At 42.1% G+C, this 17,131-nt stretch carries 18 protein-coding genes; 1 reads left to right on the forward strand and 17 read right to left on the reverse strand.

The genetic code is table 11. The annotated features are described in order from the left end of the window. Positions 1–144 precede the first annotated feature (144 nt). Both ACQKMH_RS11985 and ACQKMH_RS11990 read right to left on the reverse strand, forming a co-directional pair. Positions 145–1,815, reverse strand: coding sequence for a DAK2 domain-containing protein (locus tag ACQKMH_RS11985; RefSeq protein ID WP_427587701.1), 1,671 nt, complete (start codon positions 1,813–1,815; stop codon positions 145–147). An 18-nt stretch (positions 1,816–1,833) separates the two neighbouring features. After that, the gene (locus ACQKMH_RS11990; protein WP_048684651.1) at positions 1,834–2,196 is read right to left on the reverse strand and encodes an Asp23/Gls24 family envelope stress response protein; all 363 of its coding nucleotides are present in this window, start codon (positions 2,194–2,196) and stop codon (positions 1,834–1,836) included. Between the two features lie 251 nt (positions 2,197–2,447). On the opposite strand from ACQKMH_RS11990, the gene rpmB reads away from it, so the two are divergent. Continuing rightward, positions 2,448–2,636, forward strand: coding sequence for a 50S ribosomal protein L28 (gene rpmB / locus ACQKMH_RS11995; RefSeq protein ID WP_034313767.1), 189 nt, complete (start codon positions 2,448–2,450; stop codon positions 2,634–2,636). Between the two features lie 208 nt (positions 2,637–2,844). Here rpmB and spoVM read toward each other — a convergent pair whose 3' ends face one another. The 15 genes from spoVM to remA form a co-directional block, all read right to left on the reverse strand. Further along, positions 2,845–2,925 (reverse strand): stage V sporulation protein SpoVM, encoded by an 81-nt coding sequence (gene spoVM / locus ACQKMH_RS12000; protein WP_034313769.1) that lies wholly within the window; start codon positions 2,923–2,925, stop codon positions 2,845–2,847. Between the two features lie 122 nt (positions 2,926–3,047). Beyond that, entirely contained in the window at positions 3,048–3,701 is a 654-nt protein-coding gene (locus ACQKMH_RS12005; RefSeq protein ID WP_427587702.1) for a thiamine diphosphokinase, read from the reverse strand. A gap of 103 nt (positions 3,702–3,804) precedes the next feature. Further along, positions 3,805–4,452 carry a ribulose-phosphate 3-epimerase gene (rpe, locus tag ACQKMH_RS12010; RefSeq protein WP_427587703.1) on the reverse strand — a complete coding sequence of 216 codons (648 nt, stop codon included), beginning with the start codon at positions 4,450–4,452 and terminating at the stop codon, positions 3,805–3,807. A 1-nt stretch (position 4,453) separates the two neighbouring features. Beyond that, the gene (gene rsgA / locus ACQKMH_RS12015) at positions 4,454–5,335 is read right to left on the reverse strand and encodes a ribosome small subunit-dependent GTPase A (RefSeq protein ID WP_427587704.1); all 882 of its coding nucleotides are present in this window, start codon (positions 5,333–5,335) and stop codon (positions 4,454–4,456) included. 23 nt (positions 5,336–5,358) lie between these two features. Beyond that, positions 5,359–7,392: a Stk1 family PASTA domain-containing Ser/Thr kinase gene (pknB, locus tag ACQKMH_RS12020; protein WP_427587705.1), complete on the reverse strand. Its 2,034-nt coding sequence runs from the start codon at positions 7,390–7,392 to the stop codon at positions 5,359–5,361. A gap of 5 nt (positions 7,393–7,397) precedes the next feature. Further along, entirely contained in the window at positions 7,398–8,147 is a 750-nt protein-coding gene (locus tag ACQKMH_RS12025; protein WP_427587706.1) for a Stp1/IreP family PP2C-type Ser/Thr phosphatase, read from the reverse strand. Between the two features lie 4 nt (positions 8,148–8,151). Beyond that, positions 8,152–9,246, reverse strand: a complete 1,095-nt coding sequence (gene rlmN, locus ACQKMH_RS12030) for a 23S rRNA (adenine(2503)-C(2))-methyltransferase RlmN (RefSeq protein ID WP_427587707.1) — start codon at positions 9,244–9,246, stop codon at positions 8,152–8,154. Next, entirely contained in the window at positions 9,246–10,598 is a 1,353-nt protein-coding gene (gene rsmB, locus ACQKMH_RS12035; protein ID WP_427587708.1) for a 16S rRNA (cytosine(967)-C(5))-methyltransferase RsmB, read from the reverse strand. The genes rlmN and rsmB overlap by 1 nt, the downstream gene beginning before the upstream one ends. Continuing rightward, positions 10,585–11,544 carry a methionyl-tRNA formyltransferase gene (fmt, locus tag ACQKMH_RS12040; RefSeq protein ID WP_427587709.1) on the reverse strand — a complete coding sequence of 320 codons (960 nt, stop codon included), beginning with the start codon at positions 11,542–11,544 and terminating at the stop codon, positions 10,585–10,587. The genes rsmB and fmt overlap by 14 nt, the downstream gene beginning before the upstream one ends. Further along, entirely contained in the window at positions 11,541–12,026 is a 486-nt protein-coding gene (gene def, locus ACQKMH_RS12045) for a peptide deformylase (RefSeq protein WP_427587710.1), read from the reverse strand. The genes fmt and def overlap by 4 nt, the downstream gene beginning before the upstream one ends. Positions 12,027–12,123: 97 nt before the next feature. Beyond that, positions 12,124–14,535 carry a primosomal protein N' gene (gene priA / locus ACQKMH_RS12050; protein WP_427587711.1) on the reverse strand — a complete coding sequence of 804 codons (2,412 nt, stop codon included), beginning with the start codon at positions 14,533–14,535 and terminating at the stop codon, positions 12,124–12,126. Positions 14,536–14,541: 6 nt separating this feature from the next. Then, positions 14,542–15,750, reverse strand: a complete 1,209-nt coding sequence (gene coaBC, locus ACQKMH_RS12055) for a bifunctional phosphopantothenoylcysteine decarboxylase/phosphopantothenate--cysteine ligase CoaBC (RefSeq protein WP_427587712.1) — start codon at positions 15,748–15,750, stop codon at positions 14,542–14,544. 265 nt (positions 15,751–16,015) lie between these two features. Next, positions 16,016–16,222, reverse strand: coding sequence for a DNA-directed RNA polymerase subunit omega (rpoZ, locus tag ACQKMH_RS12060; RefSeq protein ID WP_101224607.1), 207 nt, complete (start codon positions 16,220–16,222; stop codon positions 16,016–16,018). Between the two features lie 3 nt (positions 16,223–16,225). Continuing rightward, on the reverse strand, positions 16,226–16,840 hold the full coding sequence (gmk, locus tag ACQKMH_RS12065) for a guanylate kinase (RefSeq protein WP_034313809.1): 615 nt from the start codon (positions 16,838–16,840) through the stop codon (positions 16,226–16,228). A 10-nt stretch (positions 16,841–16,850) separates the two neighbouring features. Then, on the reverse strand, positions 16,851–17,114 hold the full coding sequence (gene remA, locus ACQKMH_RS12070) for an extracellular matrix/biofilm regulator RemA (RefSeq protein ID WP_034313813.1): 264 nt from the start codon (positions 17,112–17,114) through the stop codon (positions 16,851–16,853). Positions 17,115–17,131: the final 17 nt, after the last annotated feature.

The following is a 17,131-nucleotide window of genomic DNA, read 5'->3' on the forward strand; positions in this document are numbered from 1 at the left end:
CCAAACATGCTGTTTCTAATCCTTTATTACACAAAAAATAAACTGCATAGCCTAATGACATATGCAGTTTATTGCCTTTTATTTTTTCAGAATCCTTCAAATCAAAGAGACGAATCAGTCTCCCTTATCTTCATGATGCTTTTCTTATTCAATTGAAAAAATGTAAGAATATAATGGTTGTTTTCCATTATGGACTTCAACTTCAACATCTTCGAAATTCTCATTACAAAACGCAACTAGTCCTTCGACATCTTCTGTTGGTGCATCTTCTCCATATAAGATGGTCAGGATTTCGGAATCTTCGTCAATCATCTCAGAAAGAAGGTCTTTTGCCGCCTGCGTCATGTCTTTATCCTTCACTTTGATGGTTCCTTCAGCAATTCCCATGAAATCTCCGGTCTCAATTGAAAGGCCGTCAATGTTGGTATCCCGGACAGCATAAGTAATCTGGCCCGTTTTCACATGTGAAAGGGCTTCAATCATCACCTTTTTATTCTCGGCCGCATCCAGAGATGGGTTGAAAGCCAATAATGCAGCCATCCCCTGTGGTACTGTTTTCGATGGAATGACAATCACGTGATCACCAAGGACATCTGCAGCTTGATTGGCTGCCATAATGATATTTTTATTGTTAGGCAAGATGATGACATGTTCTGCATGTGCCTCTTCAACTGCTTTTACAATATCTTCCGTGCTGGGGTTCATCGTTTGTCCGCCTTCGATGACAGACTTAGCGCCGATGCTTTTGAATAGCTCACTGATGCCGGCACCCATTGCTACCGACACTACACCGAATTTATCTTTCGCTGCCGGTTTCGTTTGGAGCGGCGTATTCGTTTCACCTACAATCGCAGTATGCTGTTCGCGCATATTATCGATTTTCAGTTTGATCAAGCTACCGTATTGCTGTCCATAATTCAGACACGTGCCAGGCTGTTCTGAGTGAATATGTACTTTGACAACTTCATCATCTGAAATGACCAGCAACGAATCTCCGTATTCACTTAAATCATTACGGAATTTTTCTTCGTCAAACGGTTTATTGGCAAGTTTTTCACTTTCCAATCGGACCATGAATTCAGTGCAGTAGCCAAACACGATATCTTCCGTGTTCATATGTCCTTGTACATTCATGTGATGCTCGGCACTGACCAAGTCATCCATACTTGGGCCATTTGCAGATCGTACTGGAAGGGCTTCACCTTTCAGCTCAGCAAGGAAGCCCTCATATACGAAAACCAACCCTTGTCCACCGCTATCAACTACTCCAACTTCTTTTAAAACGGGAAGAAGATCCGGTGTGCGTTTTAATGAAGCATTAGCCTCCGTGACGATTTCTTCCATTACCTGAATGAGGTCTTGGTGCTTGGCCGCTGATGAAACCGCTTGCTTGGCAGCATCTTTTGCAACCGTTAAAATCGTTCCTTCAACTGGTTTCATTACAGCTTTATAAGCTGTCTGAACTCCTGCTTCAAATGCTTCGGCAAATTCTTCACTATTGATTTCCGATTTATGTTCAATCGCTTTAGCAAAACCGCGGAAAAGTTGTGAAAGGATTACACCCGAATTACCGCGAGCGCCCATTAGCAGTCCTCTTGAAAGGGAGGTACCCACTTTTCCGATGTGTTCCTGGACGTTATTTTGCACTTCCTTCGCTCCGGAAGTCATCGATAAGTTCATATTCGTTCCAGTATCTCCATCTGGAACAGGGAAAACATTCAATGCATCAACCATTTGGGCATTAGCCGCTAAATGATTGGCACCTTGAATGATCATTTCTGCAAAGCGCTTTCCGTTTAAACTTGTAATTGACACAAAACTTTCCTCCTATACTTAAGGGTTCGTCACACGAACTCCCTGCACAAAAATGTTAACGGAATCAACAGCTAATCCTACAGTTTTGTCCAGAGTGTATTTCACCTTTGATTGCACATTATGTGCAACTTCCGAGATTTTCGTTCCATAACTTACGATAATATACATATCGATATGAACTTCTTCCTCTTCTTGACGGACTATTACACCCTTAGTAAAGTTTTCTTTTCTTAAAATTTCGGCAATGCCGTCTTTAAATTGTTTTTTGGAAGCCATTCCTATAATTCCGTAGCAATCCACAGCTGCGCCGCCTGCTACAGTAGCGATAACATCATTAGATATATCAATTTGTCCATATTTCGTTTGTAATTCGATAGACATTTTCTTTTCCCTCCCAAAAAATCAATCAACTAAAGACATTTTACTATAATGTCTATGGTTTTAAAAGTAAATGTCGTACGGTACTTAATATAATTCAATTTTAAAGTATGTATGTCAAGGTTTTTTTCTTGAAAGTAATTAACTGAAGTATTGCATTCTCCCGGTAGGTATGATAAATTATTAAAGTATTTTACAAAGACTTAAGACGACTGCGAAAACTTAAGCTTGTTGTAGTTAGGAGGGAATTGAACATGGCACGTAAATGTGTAATCACTGGAAGAAGAACTCGTTCTGGTAACAGCCGCTCTCACGCAATGAACGCTAGCAAGCGTACATGGGGCGCTAACCTTCAAAAAGTACGTATTTTAGTTGACGGTAAACCTAAACGTGTATACGTTTCTGCAAGAGCTCTTAAATCGGGCAAAGTAGAACGCGTATAATGTTACGGCATCCTCTAAGGATGCCTTTTTACTTGAAATGGCTGGCATTTTTAATGGGGATGGTTAATTATTTCGTTGATAAGGTCTCTAGTTGCATCAAGAAAAGAAGTCATCACCCATTAATGGATGGCCACCCCCTTTCATTATCCCCCAGAAATCCCGAAAAATAACACCTCCCTGAATTTGAGAGGTGTCATGGAGATAAGTATCAGCCTTTTTTAAACGCTCCGAGCATAGCCCTTACCAAACTGCCCAGAACTTTTGGCAATTTAATCGTATAAAATTTCATCATGCCCCTCCTCTTTGCATCCCACAAATTAAGATGAAGTGGAATTTTTCTATTACAACATAAGCTTTTAAGCGGATATAGGATGATCGTAATTATATCCGAATCTGCTCTAAGCATGAATTTTAATCACTGCTTCTTATCACCATTAATATGCCTTCCTCAAATGAAACATTCCCAGATTCGGAAATTAGTTCATTGCTGATACAGAGTGTCGAACCTATTTCAAGGCTTGCATCACTCAATGGGTATTTGAAGCCCGATAGTGTAATCCCAGTGACTTTTGCCGTAACAGGGAGCAATGACAAGTACTTCTTATCTTTCAAAGCAGTGACCTGATATGAGCCTGCTGTCTTTACTGTGAATATATTTTGCTGATCGACTATGTATATATCAATATCGGTATGATTCGGGAGGACACTTTCTTTTTGGAGCAGTTGGATATTACCGAGAAAATGATCCATTCTCCCCCCTGTAGCGCCCAGAATATGAATTTCTCTTGGTTTTTGATTTATTGCCCATTTAAATGCGATTTCTAAATCCGTTTCATCCTTTTCGGAAGAATATAGATTGATTTGTTCGAGCCTTTGCTCAATTTTCCTGTATTCATCTTCCGAGACTGAATCAAAATCCCCAAAACCACACTTAGGTTCGATACCTTTTTCAAGCAGGGACCATACTCCTCTATCAACCCCAACCCAAAAATCAGTCATCTCTTTATATCTCGTCAAATCAGGCAACAAACATTCTGGACCTCCAGCCATTATACTTATAATCATGAACATCTTCCTTTTCTACGTATATTCATATCAGAGATGCTTTTTTAACATTGTTAAAAAAAGCCGATCACTATCATATGGATACGATAATGTCGGCTTTATCTCACTTTCCCCGAATCTTTTGAATCGCTGCGTGGCGATCTTCTTGATTATATATTGCTGATCCGGCCACTAGAACTGTTGCACCTTGTTCAATACAAAGTTTAGCCGTTTCTTCATTTACTCCACCATCAATCTCTATTTCAAGATTCTGATTAAACATGTCTGCCATCGCCTTCACTTCAGCAATTTTTGGCAGTACGGATGTGATGAACTTTTGCCCGCCAAAACCTGGGTTAACTGTCATCAACAGCACCATGTCAATATCTTCGATTATAGGTTGGAGCAAGGAAGCTGGAGTTGCTGGGTTAAGCACAACGCCTGCCTTTACACCAAAAGATTTAATTAATTGTATCGTCCGATGCAAATGAGTGCATGCCTCTACATGTACAGTTATATAATCGGCTCCCGCTTTAGCAAACGCCTCGATATAAAGATCGGGTTTTTCAATCATTAAGTGAACATCAATCGGAAGCTTTGTCACCGGTCGGATAGCATCGACAATGAGCGGGCCTATCGTAATGTTCGGCACGAAATGTCCATCCATGACATCTACATGGATTAAATCCGCTCCGCCCCTTTCCACATCCAGAATCTCTTCTCCCAATTTTGCAAAGTTAGCTGATAAAATGGATGGCGCAATTTTAACCATATCAATACCTCGGCTTTCTATCTCTAATTTCTTCTAGGAATTGCATATAATGCTCATATCGATAACGCGGAATCTCACCGGCATCAACTGCATCCTTTACGGCACACTTCGGTTCTTTATCATGCAAGCAAGCCCGGAATTTACAGTCTTCCCCATGCTTATGCATTTCCGGGAAGCAATAGGATAACCGTTCAGCTTCCATTTCCATGAATTCAAGTGAACTGAATCCCGGTGTATCCGCGACAAGTCCAGATCCAATATGAATCAACTCAACGTGACGCGTTGTATGCTTTCCGCGTCCTAGATGTGATGAAATATCATCTGTCTTTAAAGCCAATTCAGGATTGATCGCATTCAGTAAAGATGATTTCCCAACTCCGGACTGACCGGCAAAAACACTCGTTTTTCCTTCTAAAAACGGAACTAGTTCTTCAATCCCTCCAGCGGTGACGGACGATGTCTCCAGTACCGTATATCCAAGTTTCTGATAGTCTTTGATATACTGAGACAATTTTTTTCGGTTTTCAGAAGTAACCAAGTCCAGTTTCGTCACGACAATAATGGGTTCGATTTCGTTATCTTCGATAAGCACGAGAAATCGATCAAGCAATGCTGGACTGAAATCAGGTTCAACTGCCGAAAAGACAAGGATGGCTTGGTCTACATTTGATATCTGCGGACGAATCAATTCATTCTTTCGCGGTTTTATTTCGGTTACGGTCCCATCCGTTTTATTTTCTGCTTGGAAAACCACATAATCACCAACAAGTGGCGTAATCTTGTTTTTCCTGAATACTCCCCGTCCGCGGCATTGAAAGACCTCTTCTCCATCAAGGACATAATAAAATCCACTTAATGCTTTGATAATTTTTCCTTCGGGCATAACCACACTCCTAATTATTAAATTTAGTCGGGATAAGAGACGGCTTGGTCAATGATGACCTGATTGTCCCGCATGACTTTATATCCAGCTTTCTTATCTGGGGATACCGTTAATTCAATCGTTCGCTTGGCATCTTCCACAATAAAGAATGATTCTTTAGGCTCGGTCATGCTATTGTTGATATCCTCTATGAAAATTTGTACTTTTTGCGCTTTGCCTGGCTCAATCGGATCATACTCGATCTTGATTTCCTCCGTTACATTCTTAGGAGGAATCTCTTCTTTCCCTTTTGAAAGGACGACTTTCACTGTACTGCCTTTTTCCACTTTTGTAGCAGGTTCAGGTGACTGCGAAATGACAAGCCCTTCAGCGACGGAATCATCATAGACTTCTTCTTCCACATCGATCTTTATTCCACTTTCGTTGGAATAATCATTAAGCCCAGCTTCATTGAACCCTGTCAGGTTCTTTAAACTCAATAAATCTTCCCCTTTACTCACCGTTAACTCAAGCTCCGTCTCGGATGGGACGATTTCAGTGGCACCCGAAGGCGTTTGATTTATGATTGTACCGGCAGCACTGTCATCATATTTTTCGGTCACGCTAATATTTTTGAAGCCCATTTTATCAAGCAGGGATTTAACATCCGAGTAATGTCTTCCTTCATAGCTGGACAATGATATCGTTTCTTTACCAATACTTTGATAAATATCGATTTCTGCACCTACCTTGACCGTCCTGCCTTCCTTAGGGTTGGTTTTGATCACCAAGCCCGATTCAACCTCTTCATCTTCAATCTGGATCGTATCTCCGATGACCAAATCCAATTTAAGCAATTCAGTAATGGCATCTTCCAATTCTTTCCCTTTAAGATCAGGGATCGTCACTTCCCTCGAACCGAATAGGGAAGGCCCTATAGTGACAGATAAAACGGCAAGCAGCGCGAGGACTAAAAAGATGGTCACTAAAATGGCTGGCATTTTCTTTCGTTTTTTATCTTTTTGTTTAGACTTCGTTTTTTGTTTTTTCTGTTTCTTTTGTTTCTTCAGTTTCTTGTTCGTTTTAACGTCTTCTTCTGATTCACTTTCGCCATCTTCCGCATAGACTAGGGTGTTTTTTTCCGGGCCTCTTATGATTGTCTCATCAACGCTTGAAAGCTGATCATCCGTAATGACGGGAATGGCTTTAGTTGCATCATGATCTTCAGGTATCGCAAACGGCAGCTCGTTTGAACGCTCAGGATTCAGCGACGTACGTATATCATCTTCCATTGAGTCTACGCTTTCATAGCGGTAATATGAATCTTTGGCTGTCGCCTTTAAGATAATATTTTCCACACTCTGAGGTATTTCAGAGTTCCAGCGTTTTGGCGATGGAGTTTCCGATTGTAAATGTTTAAGTGCTATCGAAACGGCAGATTCACCCGAAAAAGGCAATCTCCCCGTCAGTAATTCAAACATGACGATGCCAAGTGAATAAATGTCCGATTTCTTATTGGCCATCCCGCCCCTAGCCTGTTCTGGTGACAAGTAATGAACGGAGCCTAAGACTGCATTCGTCTGGGTTATGTTTGTTGCACTTAAGGCCAAAGCAATTCCAAAGTCCGTAATCTTGACGGTTCCTTCTTTATCAATCAAAATGTTCTGTGGCTTTATGTCACGATGTATGATCCCATTGTGATGGGCATGCGAAATCGCTGCCGTGATTTGCTTCATGATATCCAACGCTTTTTCAACTGGAATGGGATAATACTTTTGTATGTATTGCTTAAGTGTAAAACCATCCACGTATTCCATTACAATATAGTAGATGGAATCTTCTTCACCAACATCATAAATACTTACAATATTGGGATGGGCCAAACTGGTTGCCGATTGCGCTTCCCGATTGAAGCGCTTGATGAACTCTTCGTCATTATTGAAATCCATGCGAAGAATTTTCAATGCAACATCCCTATCTAAAATCATATCCCTTGCAAGGTAAACATTCGCCATACCGCCGCCGCCGACCATTTTGATCAGTTTATAGCGGCCGTTGATTCTTCTACCAATCAACATTCAATTCACCTGCTTTCGCTTTCATCAGTAAATTGAACAAGCACAAGGGTGATATTATCTTCCCCACCGTAGTGATTGGCCTTATCTATTAATGAATTCGCCTTTTCTTCAAGTGGCTGTCCATTGGTAACCGTTTCTTCCAGTTCCTGTTCACTCACTTTATTCGTTAAACCGTCCGAACAAAGCAAAAGTAAATCACTTTCTTCGAAGATGACCGTCGTGATGTCCATTTCCACTTGCGTTTCAGTCCCTAAGGCTCGTAATAAAACATTTTTTCGTGGATGATTTTCTGCATCTTCCTTCGTTATCTGCCCAGAACGAACCAATTCGTTAACAAGTGAATGATCTTCCGTGACCTGCTTAAAACCACTCTCATTATACAAATAACAACGGCTGTCCCCGATGTTGGCAATGGTCGCAAACTTGTCAGTACAGATGGCTGCAACAATGGTGGTTCCCATGCCCTTACATTCTGTATTCGCTTCGGCATGTTCAAAAAGCAACTGATTGACCAAGAAGATTTGCTGTTTCAGCCAGTCCTCCGCATCATTTGCCGTTTCGATCCCGCTGGATACCTCCCAGCCCTTTTTCAAAAGGTCGATCGTCATTGCACTTGCTACATCCCCGGCACGGTGGCCGCCCATGCCATCTGCAACGATGGCAAGGCGAACGCCTTCCGAGTTCTTAAAGATTCCGCCATTATCTTCATTATGCTGGCGGACTTTTCCACGGTCTGTTTTAAATATTGCCCTCATAGGGTCACCTCGTCTCTTCTTTGCGCTCCTTGGCCCGAAGCTGGCCGCAGGCTGCGTCAATATCACTGCCTTGTTCCCTTCGGATTGTTACATTAATGCCGCGCTTTTTCAATGTTTTTTCAAACTCAAAAATTTGGTCCCGAGGTGTACGTACATAGTTGCGTTCCGGTACATAGTTAACCGGAATTAAGTTGACATGGCATTTTATCCCACTTATTAGAGCGGCTAATTCTTCGGCGTGTTCCACTGTATCATTTTCGCCACCGAATAGACCATATTCAAAACTTACACGGCGCCCTGTTTTTTCTGTATAGTATTTGATGGCCTCAATCAAGTCTGGTAGTTTGTAGGCTTTGTTGATCGGCATCAATTTACTTCTCAAGTCCGTGTTCGGTGCATGCAAGGAAACAGCAAAGTTGATTTGCATGCTTTCTTCTGCAAATTTATAGATCTTAGGAATGATTCCACTTGTAGAAACGGTAATATGTCGTGCTCCGATGTTCAAGCCTTTTTCATGGTTTATATTCTTCAAGAATGACATCATATTATCATAGTTATCGAATGGTTCACCGATACCCATGATAACCACAGAGCTAACACGTTCTTCCACTTCGTCAAGTGCCTGCTGAACTTTAACGACCTGGGCAACAATTTCCCCTGATTCTAGGTTTCGCTTTAAACCGCCAAGTGTCGATGCACAGAAGGTACAGCCAATTCTACAACCAACCTGTGTTGTCACACAAATGGAGTTTCCGTATTCATGGCGCATCAACACCGTTTCAATCGAATATCCATCATGGAGTTCAAATAAAAACTTCATCGTTCCATCATTGGACGTTTGCTGAATCAAAGTTTTCAATGTTGTGAATGTGAATTGGGATTCCAGCTTATCCCGTAAAGATTTCGAAAGGTTGGACATATCCTCAAAACTAGAGACACGCTTTTTATAAAGCCAGTCATAAACTTGATCGGCCCGGAATGCCTTCTCGCCATTTTGAATAAGCCATTCTTTAATCTGATGTAGCTCTAATGAATAAATCGATGGTTTTTCTGGTGTTGTGTCTTTTCTTACTCTGGATGATTTAGTGATTTCTGCCATTACAGCACCTTCTTTCTAAAACTCGCAATAAAGAATCCGTCACTGCTAAAATATTGCGGAAAAACTTGCAACGTATGGCCCTCGATAAATGGCTGAACGCTTTTTGGCATTCTTGAGGACAAGGATGCATCGCTTTCAAATTCCGGATGGTTTTCCAAAAATGCTGCAGCAACTTTGTCATTTTCTTCTCTATCCACCGTACATGTACTATATACTAACCGTCCGCCTTGCTTTACAAGCGGGGCAGCAGCTTCCAATAATTGTTTTTGTATACTTGAGAGTTTCATTATATCATCTTTTGTTTTTGTGTACTTTACATCCGGCTTCCGGCGCATCACTCCCAATCCTGAGCATGGTGCATCTATCAAGACCCGGTCAAACCCTTCTTTATTAAAATGTTCTTGCACTTTTCTGCTATCAAGTGCCATTGTCTTAATATTGTTTCTCAGCTTCAGACGCTCTGCCTGCTCTTTGATGAGCTTTACCTTATGCTCATGAAGGTCTAGCGCATATACCTGTCCAGTGGTTAAGCCTTCTGCGATATGAGTCGTTTTCCCCCCAGGTGCAGCACAGCAATCGAGTACAGCATCATTTTCATTTGCACCCAACGCATGGGCAACAAGCATTGAACTTTCGTCCTGAATTGATAAATACCCCAATTTATAGCTTTCAGAATGTGCTAGATTACCTTTATAGCTGACGATCGCCTCGGGAACGACTTCACTCGCTTCAACGTCATATCCTTCTTCCGTTAATATGCTGATCAATTCACTGCGTGAAATCTTCTTTAAATTCACCCGTCCCGTCTGCAATGGTGCAGTAAGATTGATTTCACACATTTCCCTTGTTTTTTCAAACCCAAATTGCTCTACCCAGCGGTTGACCAGCCAAGCTGGATGGCTTACTTCGATGGATAGCCGTTCAATATCGCCTTTGATATCATCAAGAGAAGGAACACCATTTCTCTGAATATTACGGAGCACTCCATTGACCATTGATGATGTACCCTTATGCCCACGCTTTTTAGAGATTTCGACAGCCTCGAAAATAATCGCATGATCTGGCACTTTATCTAAATAAACCATTTGATAAACGGAAAGCCTAAGTAAATTGATGACCCAGCTTTGCGTTTTTTGGGGTTGTTTAATATACGGATTCAAATAGTAATCCAAAGTCATCTTCCGCTGTATGGTCCCGTAGCTTATTTCTGTAAGCAAACCACTGTCCACAGCGGATAACTGGTGCTTTTTAATCAGGTTGTTTAGTAGTAGGTTACTGTAGGATTGGTTTTTCTCTACAGATTCCAAAATATCGAGAGCGATTTCACGTACTCCCTTTTTAGTTTGCTTCATTCTGTTCTCCTAACTTCATGCCTGCTTTAATGAACGATCCGGCTCCGCGCAAGTAATCTTTCGCCGGCATTTTTTTCTTCCCTGAAGGCTGCAGTTCAGTAACTAGTATCGCCGTCTCATTGCCAGTCGAAACGATGAAACCATCATTTCGTACATCAATAATCGTGCCCGGCACTGCCCGATTGCCATGTTCCAGTCTTTTCGCCTGCCAAATTTTTAAAATGGCCCCATTTAAGGTAGTATAGGCAACAGGCCAAGGATTCAGGCCACGTACATGGTTATAGATGTTTTCCCCTGTTTTCGACCAGTCGATTTTTTCCTCCGACCGTTTAATGTTAGGTGCGAAAGTCGCTTTATCTTCATCTTGCTTAATCGCGGGCAACTCTTTATTTAAAAGTTTCGGCAGTGTCACAGCAAGTAAATCTGACCCTACTATGCTTAATTTATCATGTAATGTGCCGACGTTATCTTCTTCCTCTATGGTAACTTCCGCCTGAGTCAATATATCCCCGGCATCCAATTTCTCCGCCATATACATGATGGTAATTCCTGTCTTTTCTTTCCCCTGTAAGATCGAATAATGGATGGGCGCCCCTCCACGCAGTTCAGGGAGCAGGGATGCATGTACATTAATACATCCGTATTTAGGAGCTTCTAGCAATTCATTCGGAAGGATTTGTCCGAAAGCTGCTGTCACCACTAAGTCAGGATTCAATGCAATGATTTTTTCAAGTTCTTCTTTTTCACGGATTTTTTCGGGCTGATAAACGGGAATCCCCTGCTTTTCGGCTTCGACCTTAACTGGCGGGGGCGTTAGCACCTTTTTTCGGCCAACTGGACGATCGGGCTGTGTGACGACAGCAATCACGTCATATCCTTCATCAATGATTCTTTTCAACACCGGAACTGAAAAGTCCGGTGTTCCCATAAATATAATTTTTGTCATTCTTCTTCAAACCTTTCTAACTCTTCTTCCGAAATATAGCGGGAAACCTTACTAGTGAATAAAACACCTTGCAGATGATCGATTTCGTGCAGAAGGGCCTTTGCGAGGAAATCCTCCGCTTCTATCTCGAAAAAAGTTCCTTTTCGGTCTTGTGCCCGAACCTTGACGCTGTATGGGCGCGATACCTCACCGTATAAACTCGGGAAGCTCAAGCAGCCTTCAACACCAGTCTGTTCGCCCTTCATTTCCAGCACTTCTGGATTAATCAGTTCGATTGCACCTGATCCTTCCTCTATTTCGACGACAGCAACTTGCTTTTTCACGCCAACCTGAGGTGCAGCAATACCAACACCATCCGCTTCTACCATCGTTTCGTACATGTTATTTAACAGCTTTGCCAATTTTTTATCAAAACTTGTTATTTTATCGCATTTTTGTTGTAAAATTTTATCAGGAAACAAGACAATCGGTAAAATAGCCAAAATTAAAGATACCCTCCTAGATATGAAAAACAACACTTCATTATATAAAAACGCAAGCTTTAGAAAAGCTCGCGGCAATCATCCAACTCTTAAACAATTACATCATGATCTGTGGATTTAAATCTATTGAAATCTGCAGATGATTTTGAGCCGTTTCTTTTTGATAATGCTCTAAAAGTGTCCGTAAATGCTGAGTAAGCTCCGGCTCTCGTTTGTATTTTATCAGACATTGATAACGATATCTATTGTTGATTCGACTAATAGGCGAAGCAACCGGACCGAGAACGATTGAATCCCGATTCAATCGGGAACCTAAATAATTGGTAATTTTTTCAGTAACACTCACTGTTTTCATTAAATCTTCATGTGAAACAGTTATAAGGACAACATAATAATAGGGTGGGTAATGACTTTGCCTGCGGAGATGCATCTCCCGTTCATAGAAAGCATCATAATCCTGCAGGGCAGAAAGCTCGATGCTGTAGTGCTCAGGCGTATAGGTCTGGATGACCACTTCTCCCGGTAGTTGATGGCGTCCTGCCCTTCCGCTGACCTGTGTCAGGAGCTGGAAGGTCTTTTCCGAGGAACGAAAATCAGGTAAATGAAGCATCGTATCAGCTGAAAGGACTCCAACAAGAGTGATATTAGGAAAATCAAGGCCCTTTGCAATCATTTGGGTGCCTAGTAATATATCTGCCTTCCCTTCACCAAAGGCATTCAGCAACCGCTCATGCGAACCCTTTTTACTTGTTGTGTCGACATCCATCCTTATTACTCGTGCATCAGGGAGGATTTTCGCAAGCTCTTCCTCAACCTTTTGAGTGCCTGTACCAAAGAACCGTATATGTTCGCTTTCACATTCTGGGCAAACGGAAGGCATCCCCTCTTCAAATCCACAATAATGGCATTTCATTATATCATTAAAGCGATGATAGGTGAGTGAAATGTCACAATTAGGGCAGTTGATGACCAATCCGCAGCTTCGGCACATTACAAAGGATGAATGCCCCCGTTTATTTAGCATCAGGACAGTTTGCTGACCCTTTTCAAGCCGGTCTTTCAGTTTGGTAAAGAGCAGCTCCGAAAACATGGAACGGTTTCCCGTTCTTAGTTCTTCCCTCATATCTACAATGTCCACAGCAGGCAATGCATTTTTATTCATCCTCTGACTAAGGGTCAGTAATTCATAGACGTTTTTCTTAGCTCGTGCAAAGGACTCTAGTGTAGGAGTGGCGCTACCAAGAATAACCGGACATTGATATGATTTTGCTCTTTCAATGGCAACATCCCTGGCATGGTATCGAGGCGTTTCTTCTTGCTTATAACTGGATTCGTGCTCTTCATCAATGATGACCAGTCCCAGGTTTTCAAAAGGAGCAAACACGGCTGAACGCGCGCCCACCACCACTTTTACCTCTTTTCGGTGAATTTTTCGCCATTCATCATATTTTTCACCTACCGACAAACCACTATGCATGACTGCGACCTGCTCCCCAAAGCGTTCCTTGAACCTCTTCACCGTTTGTGGCGTCAAGGAGATTTCAGGCACCAGCATGATGGCTTCCTTCCCTTTTTCAATGACAGAGGCAATGGCTTGCAAATACACTTCCGTTTTCCCGCTCCCGGTTACACCATATAAAAGGAAGACATCATGTTCATCATGATGTATTTTCTCTTGGATTGGTTTCAGGGCTGCTGCTTGCTCATCTGTTAATGTAAAGGGATTGGATTTTTCGAATACACGATTCTCATAAGGGTCACGGTATATTTCCTGATCCATTTCCGCCAATGCCCCTTTTGACACTAAGGATTTGACGGTACTGCTTGATGTGTTGGTCGATTCAAGTAATTCTTTTAAAGGAACGGGTTCTTGATGTTCAATAAAATATTGAAGTAGTTCTTGTTGTTTTTTTGCATGACCGGAAAGTGCTGACGCCATTTCTTTCAGTTCCGTAGTGGAAAGCAAAGATTTAATAACCCGTACCGTCTTCTTATTAAGACGGTTTTTCACATTATAGACGAGCTCTAGATTGCCATTTTGTATTTCTTTTTGAAAAAGGGAGGCATTCTCACCTTCAATAACTTCCTTCCAGGATAGTGATTCATTCTTTCCGAAAAGACTTTGCACGAATGGCGGGAGCTGGTTCCTTTTATCTTCAATGACATTGATCACTTTTTCATACTTCGCTTTCATCGCTGCCGGAAGCATGGCTTGTAGCGCTGATATTTTAAAACACATGGCCTCTTTGGTCAACCAGTCTCCCAGCTGAAGCAATTCATCATTGAGGATGGGCTCCAAATCCATCGGTTCTTTTATAGAACGTAATTTTGTAAAATCGCTTGTAGCTTTTAAACCGGTGACGAATCCCTGCACCATTCTTGGACCAAATGGCACGATGACTCGCATTCCGGGCTTGATGACTTGTTTCCACTTTTCAGGTATGCGATAGTCAAATTCTCGATCCGTTTGTTTAGCAGGTACATCCACAATGACGGATGCAATATCCATAAGACATCATTCCTTTTGCATGCGAGATACTTCTGCCAAAATGCTTTTAGCTATATCCGCTTTACTCATTTTGGGAAGTTCGACTGCACTTCCATTCTTATCGTAAATGGTCACGATGTTCGTATCCGTTCCAAATCCTGCTCCCGCGACGGTGACATTATTGGCAACGATCATATCTGCATTTTTTTTCACTAATTTCCCTCTTGCGTATTCTTCAACGTTGTTTGTTTCAGCCGCAAATCCTACTAAAAACTGATGGGTTTTATTCTCACCCAGTTCCATAAGGATATCCTTCGTCCGTTCAAATTCAATCACATTTTCCCCTGGCTGTTTTTTCATCTTTTGAACATGATAAAACTTCGGTTTATAGTCAGCCACTGCAGCCGTCATGATTACGACATCACTAGTCTCGAAATGATTGAAAACCGCATCATACATATCTGCTGCCGATTCCACAGGTATGACTTTAGCCTTGGAAGGCGGCGTCAAACCCACAGGACCAGTAATCAATGTCACATCAGCACCCTGTTCTACTGCCTGCTCAGCTAGGGCATAGCCCATTTTCCCGCTGGAATGATTCGTCACGTAGCGCACCGGATCGATTGCTTCACGAGTCGGTCCTGCCGTTATCAAATATTTCTTCCCTTTAAGGGGCAAGGGCTGTGAATTCAATGCACCGAAATAATGTTTGAGATGCTCTACGATCGTTTCCGGTTCCTCCAATCGCCCTTTCCCTACATAACCGCATGCCAAATACCCTTCACCAGGTTCAATGAATTGATATCCGAAAGTGCGAAGCGTCTCCATGTTTTTCTGAACGGCTGGGTGGGCGTACATGTGCACGTTCATTGCCGGTGCTACCCAAACAGGTGCCTCCGTCGCCAGAAGTGTGGTTGTGATCATATCATCCGCGATTCCATTGGCCATCTTACCAATGACATTCGCAGTAGCTGGGGCCACAAGGTTGATATCCGCCCAGTCTGCCAAGTCGATGTGGGCAATGACCGAAGAGTCCTTTTCATCAAATGTATCTGTGTACACATCATTTCTCGAAAGTGCTTGAAAGGTTAGCGGAGTCACGAACTGACGTGCCGATTCACTCATGATCACTTTAACATGCGCACCTTCCTGCGTTAATTTACTGGTCAGGGCAGCAGCCTTATATACAGCAATTCCGCCGGTGACACAAAGAAGTACATTTTTATTGATAAGCATGCAGATTTCCCCTAACTATACATTCTATTTTTCTTAATTATGAAGGATAACAGAAGAAATTTCATTTGATATGCGCAATTACATATGGTTTCCTTTAAACATTCCATATCTTTGCTTCATGAATTGCCTTCCGTCAGCTTTACTGTGGAAAATCAAAACAAACAGGCCTGACACCTTGGCCGCAGGAAGGAAGCAACTTTCCAAATGTAACGCATCCTGTTTGCTTTAGGGTGTCAGACCCGATAGGTCAAGCTTATGTGTTCTCTTAGTTTTCTTCGTAAGAATTATCGTAAGTCAATTTACCAGAATGGATTTCTTCAAGTGCACGACCTACTGATTTATGAGAAACCGGTTTAGTGATCAGGCAGTTATCTTTAATTTGCATTTCCCTGGCACGTTTAGCTGCCACTGATACAAGTGAGTATTTAGAATCGATTTTTAATAATAGAGAATCAATTGATGGATATAACATAGTTTATTCCGCCTCCAACATTTTTTTATATAAAACAGCAACTCTTTCCCGACGGCAATGCTCGGCAATTACAATTGCATTAATTCTAGCACATGCGGCATCCACATGATCATTTTCAACAACATAATCATATAGATCCATAAGTTCTATCTCTTCCTTGGCCACTTTCATCCGGCCTTTTATCGCTTCCTCCGTCTCGGTGCCGCGTGTAACGATCCGGCTCTCGAGTTCTGTCAAGCTTGGGGGAGCAAGGAAAATGAAAAGTCCTTCAGGGAATTTCTCCCGAACCTGTTTAGCTCCTTGAACTTCAATCTCCAGAAAAACATCTTTTCCGGAATCAATCGTCTCACGGACATAATCCACAGGTGTTCCATAATAATTACCGACGAACTCAGCATATTCAAGCAGTTTGCCTTCTTCGATCAGTGCTTCGAATTCCTCACGTTTTTTGAAGAAATAGTCCACTCCATCCACTTCACCATGGCGAGGCAGCCGTGTCGTCATCGAAATTGAATATTCAAATGCCGTTCCAGGCTGAGAAAAAATTGCCTTCCTTACTGTTCCTTTACCTACACCGGATGGACCGGACAAAACGATTAATAAACCTTTTTCTCTCATATTGTTTCAGTTACCCCTCTTCTACGCTGTCATCTCTATCTTGAAGCCGTGCGGCAACCGTTTCCGGTTGAACGGCGGATAAGATGACATGGTCGCTGTCTGTAATTATAACGGCCCTGGTTCTTCTACCATATGTAGCATCTATTAAGGATCCGCGATCTCGGGCGTCTTGGATAATCCTTTTAATCGGAGCCGATTCAGGGCTCACGATGGATACGATCCGGTTTGCGGAAACGATATTCCCAAAACCAATATTAATGAGCTTAATTGACATTTTTGTCCCCCATTCAT

The organism is Peribacillus sp. NPDC097895, assembly GCF_050277555.1.
In the GTDB taxonomy this organism is placed as follows: domain Bacteria; phylum Bacillota; class Bacilli; order Bacillales; family DSM-1321; genus Peribacillus.

What these genes read in the sequence shown, in the direction of transcription:
- ACQKMH_RS11990 (WP_048684651.1), bottom strand. Translation starts at nt 2,196, where the DNA reads ATGTCTATCGAATTACAAACGAAATATGGACAAATTGATATATCTAAT.
- rpmB (WP_034313767.1), top strand. Translation starts at nt 2,448, where the DNA reads ATGGCACGTAAATGTGTAATCACTGGAAGAAGAACTCGTTCTGGTAAC.
- spoVM (WP_034313769.1), bottom strand. Translation starts at nt 2,925, where the DNA reads ATGAAATTTTATACGATTAAATTGCCAAAAGTTCTGGGCAGTTTGGTA.
- ACQKMH_RS12005 (WP_427587702.1), bottom strand. Translation starts at nt 3,701, where the DNA reads ATGATTATAAGTATAATGGCTGGAGGTCCAGAATGTTTGTTGCCTGAT.
- rpe (WP_427587703.1), bottom strand. Translation starts at nt 4,452, where the DNA reads ATGGTTAAAATTGCGCCATCCATTTTATCAGCTAACTTTGCAAAATTG.
- rsgA (WP_427587704.1), bottom strand. Translation starts at nt 5,335, where the DNA reads ATGCCCGAAGGAAAAATTATCAAAGCATTAAGTGGATTTTATTATGTC.
- pknB (WP_427587705.1), bottom strand. Translation starts at nt 7,392, where the DNA reads ATGTTGATTGGTAGAAGAATCAACGGCCGCTATAAACTGATCAAAATG.
- ACQKMH_RS12025 (WP_427587706.1), bottom strand. Translation starts at nt 8,147, where the DNA reads ATGAGGGCAATATTTAAAACAGACCGTGGAAAAGTCCGCCAGCATAAT.
- rlmN (WP_427587707.1), bottom strand. Translation starts at nt 9,246, where the DNA reads ATGGCAGAAATCACTAAATCATCCAGAGTAAGAAAAGACACAACACCA.
- rsmB (WP_427587708.1), bottom strand. Translation starts at nt 10,598, where the DNA reads ATGAAGCAAACTAAAAAGGGAGTACGTGAAATCGCTCTCGATATTTTG.
- fmt (WP_427587709.1), bottom strand. Translation starts at nt 11,544, where the DNA reads ATGACAAAAATTATATTTATGGGAACACCGGACTTTTCAGTTCCGGTG.
- priA (WP_427587711.1), bottom strand. Translation starts at nt 14,535, where the DNA reads ATGGATATTGCATCCGTCATTGTGGATGTACCTGCTAAACAAACGGAT.
- coaBC (WP_427587712.1), bottom strand. Translation starts at nt 15,750, where the DNA reads ATGCTTATCAATAAAAATGTACTTCTTTGTGTCACCGGCGGAATTGCT.
- rpoZ (WP_101224607.1), bottom strand. Translation starts at nt 16,222, where the DNA reads ATGTTATATCCATCAATTGATTCTCTATTATTAAAAATCGATTCTAAA.
- gmk (WP_034313809.1), bottom strand. Translation starts at nt 16,840, where the DNA reads ATGAGAGAAAAAGGTTTATTAATCGTTTTGTCCGGTCCATCCGGTGTA.
- remA (WP_034313813.1), bottom strand. Translation starts at nt 17,114, where the DNA reads ATGTCAATTAAGCTCATTAATATTGGTTTTGGGAATATCGTTTCCGCA.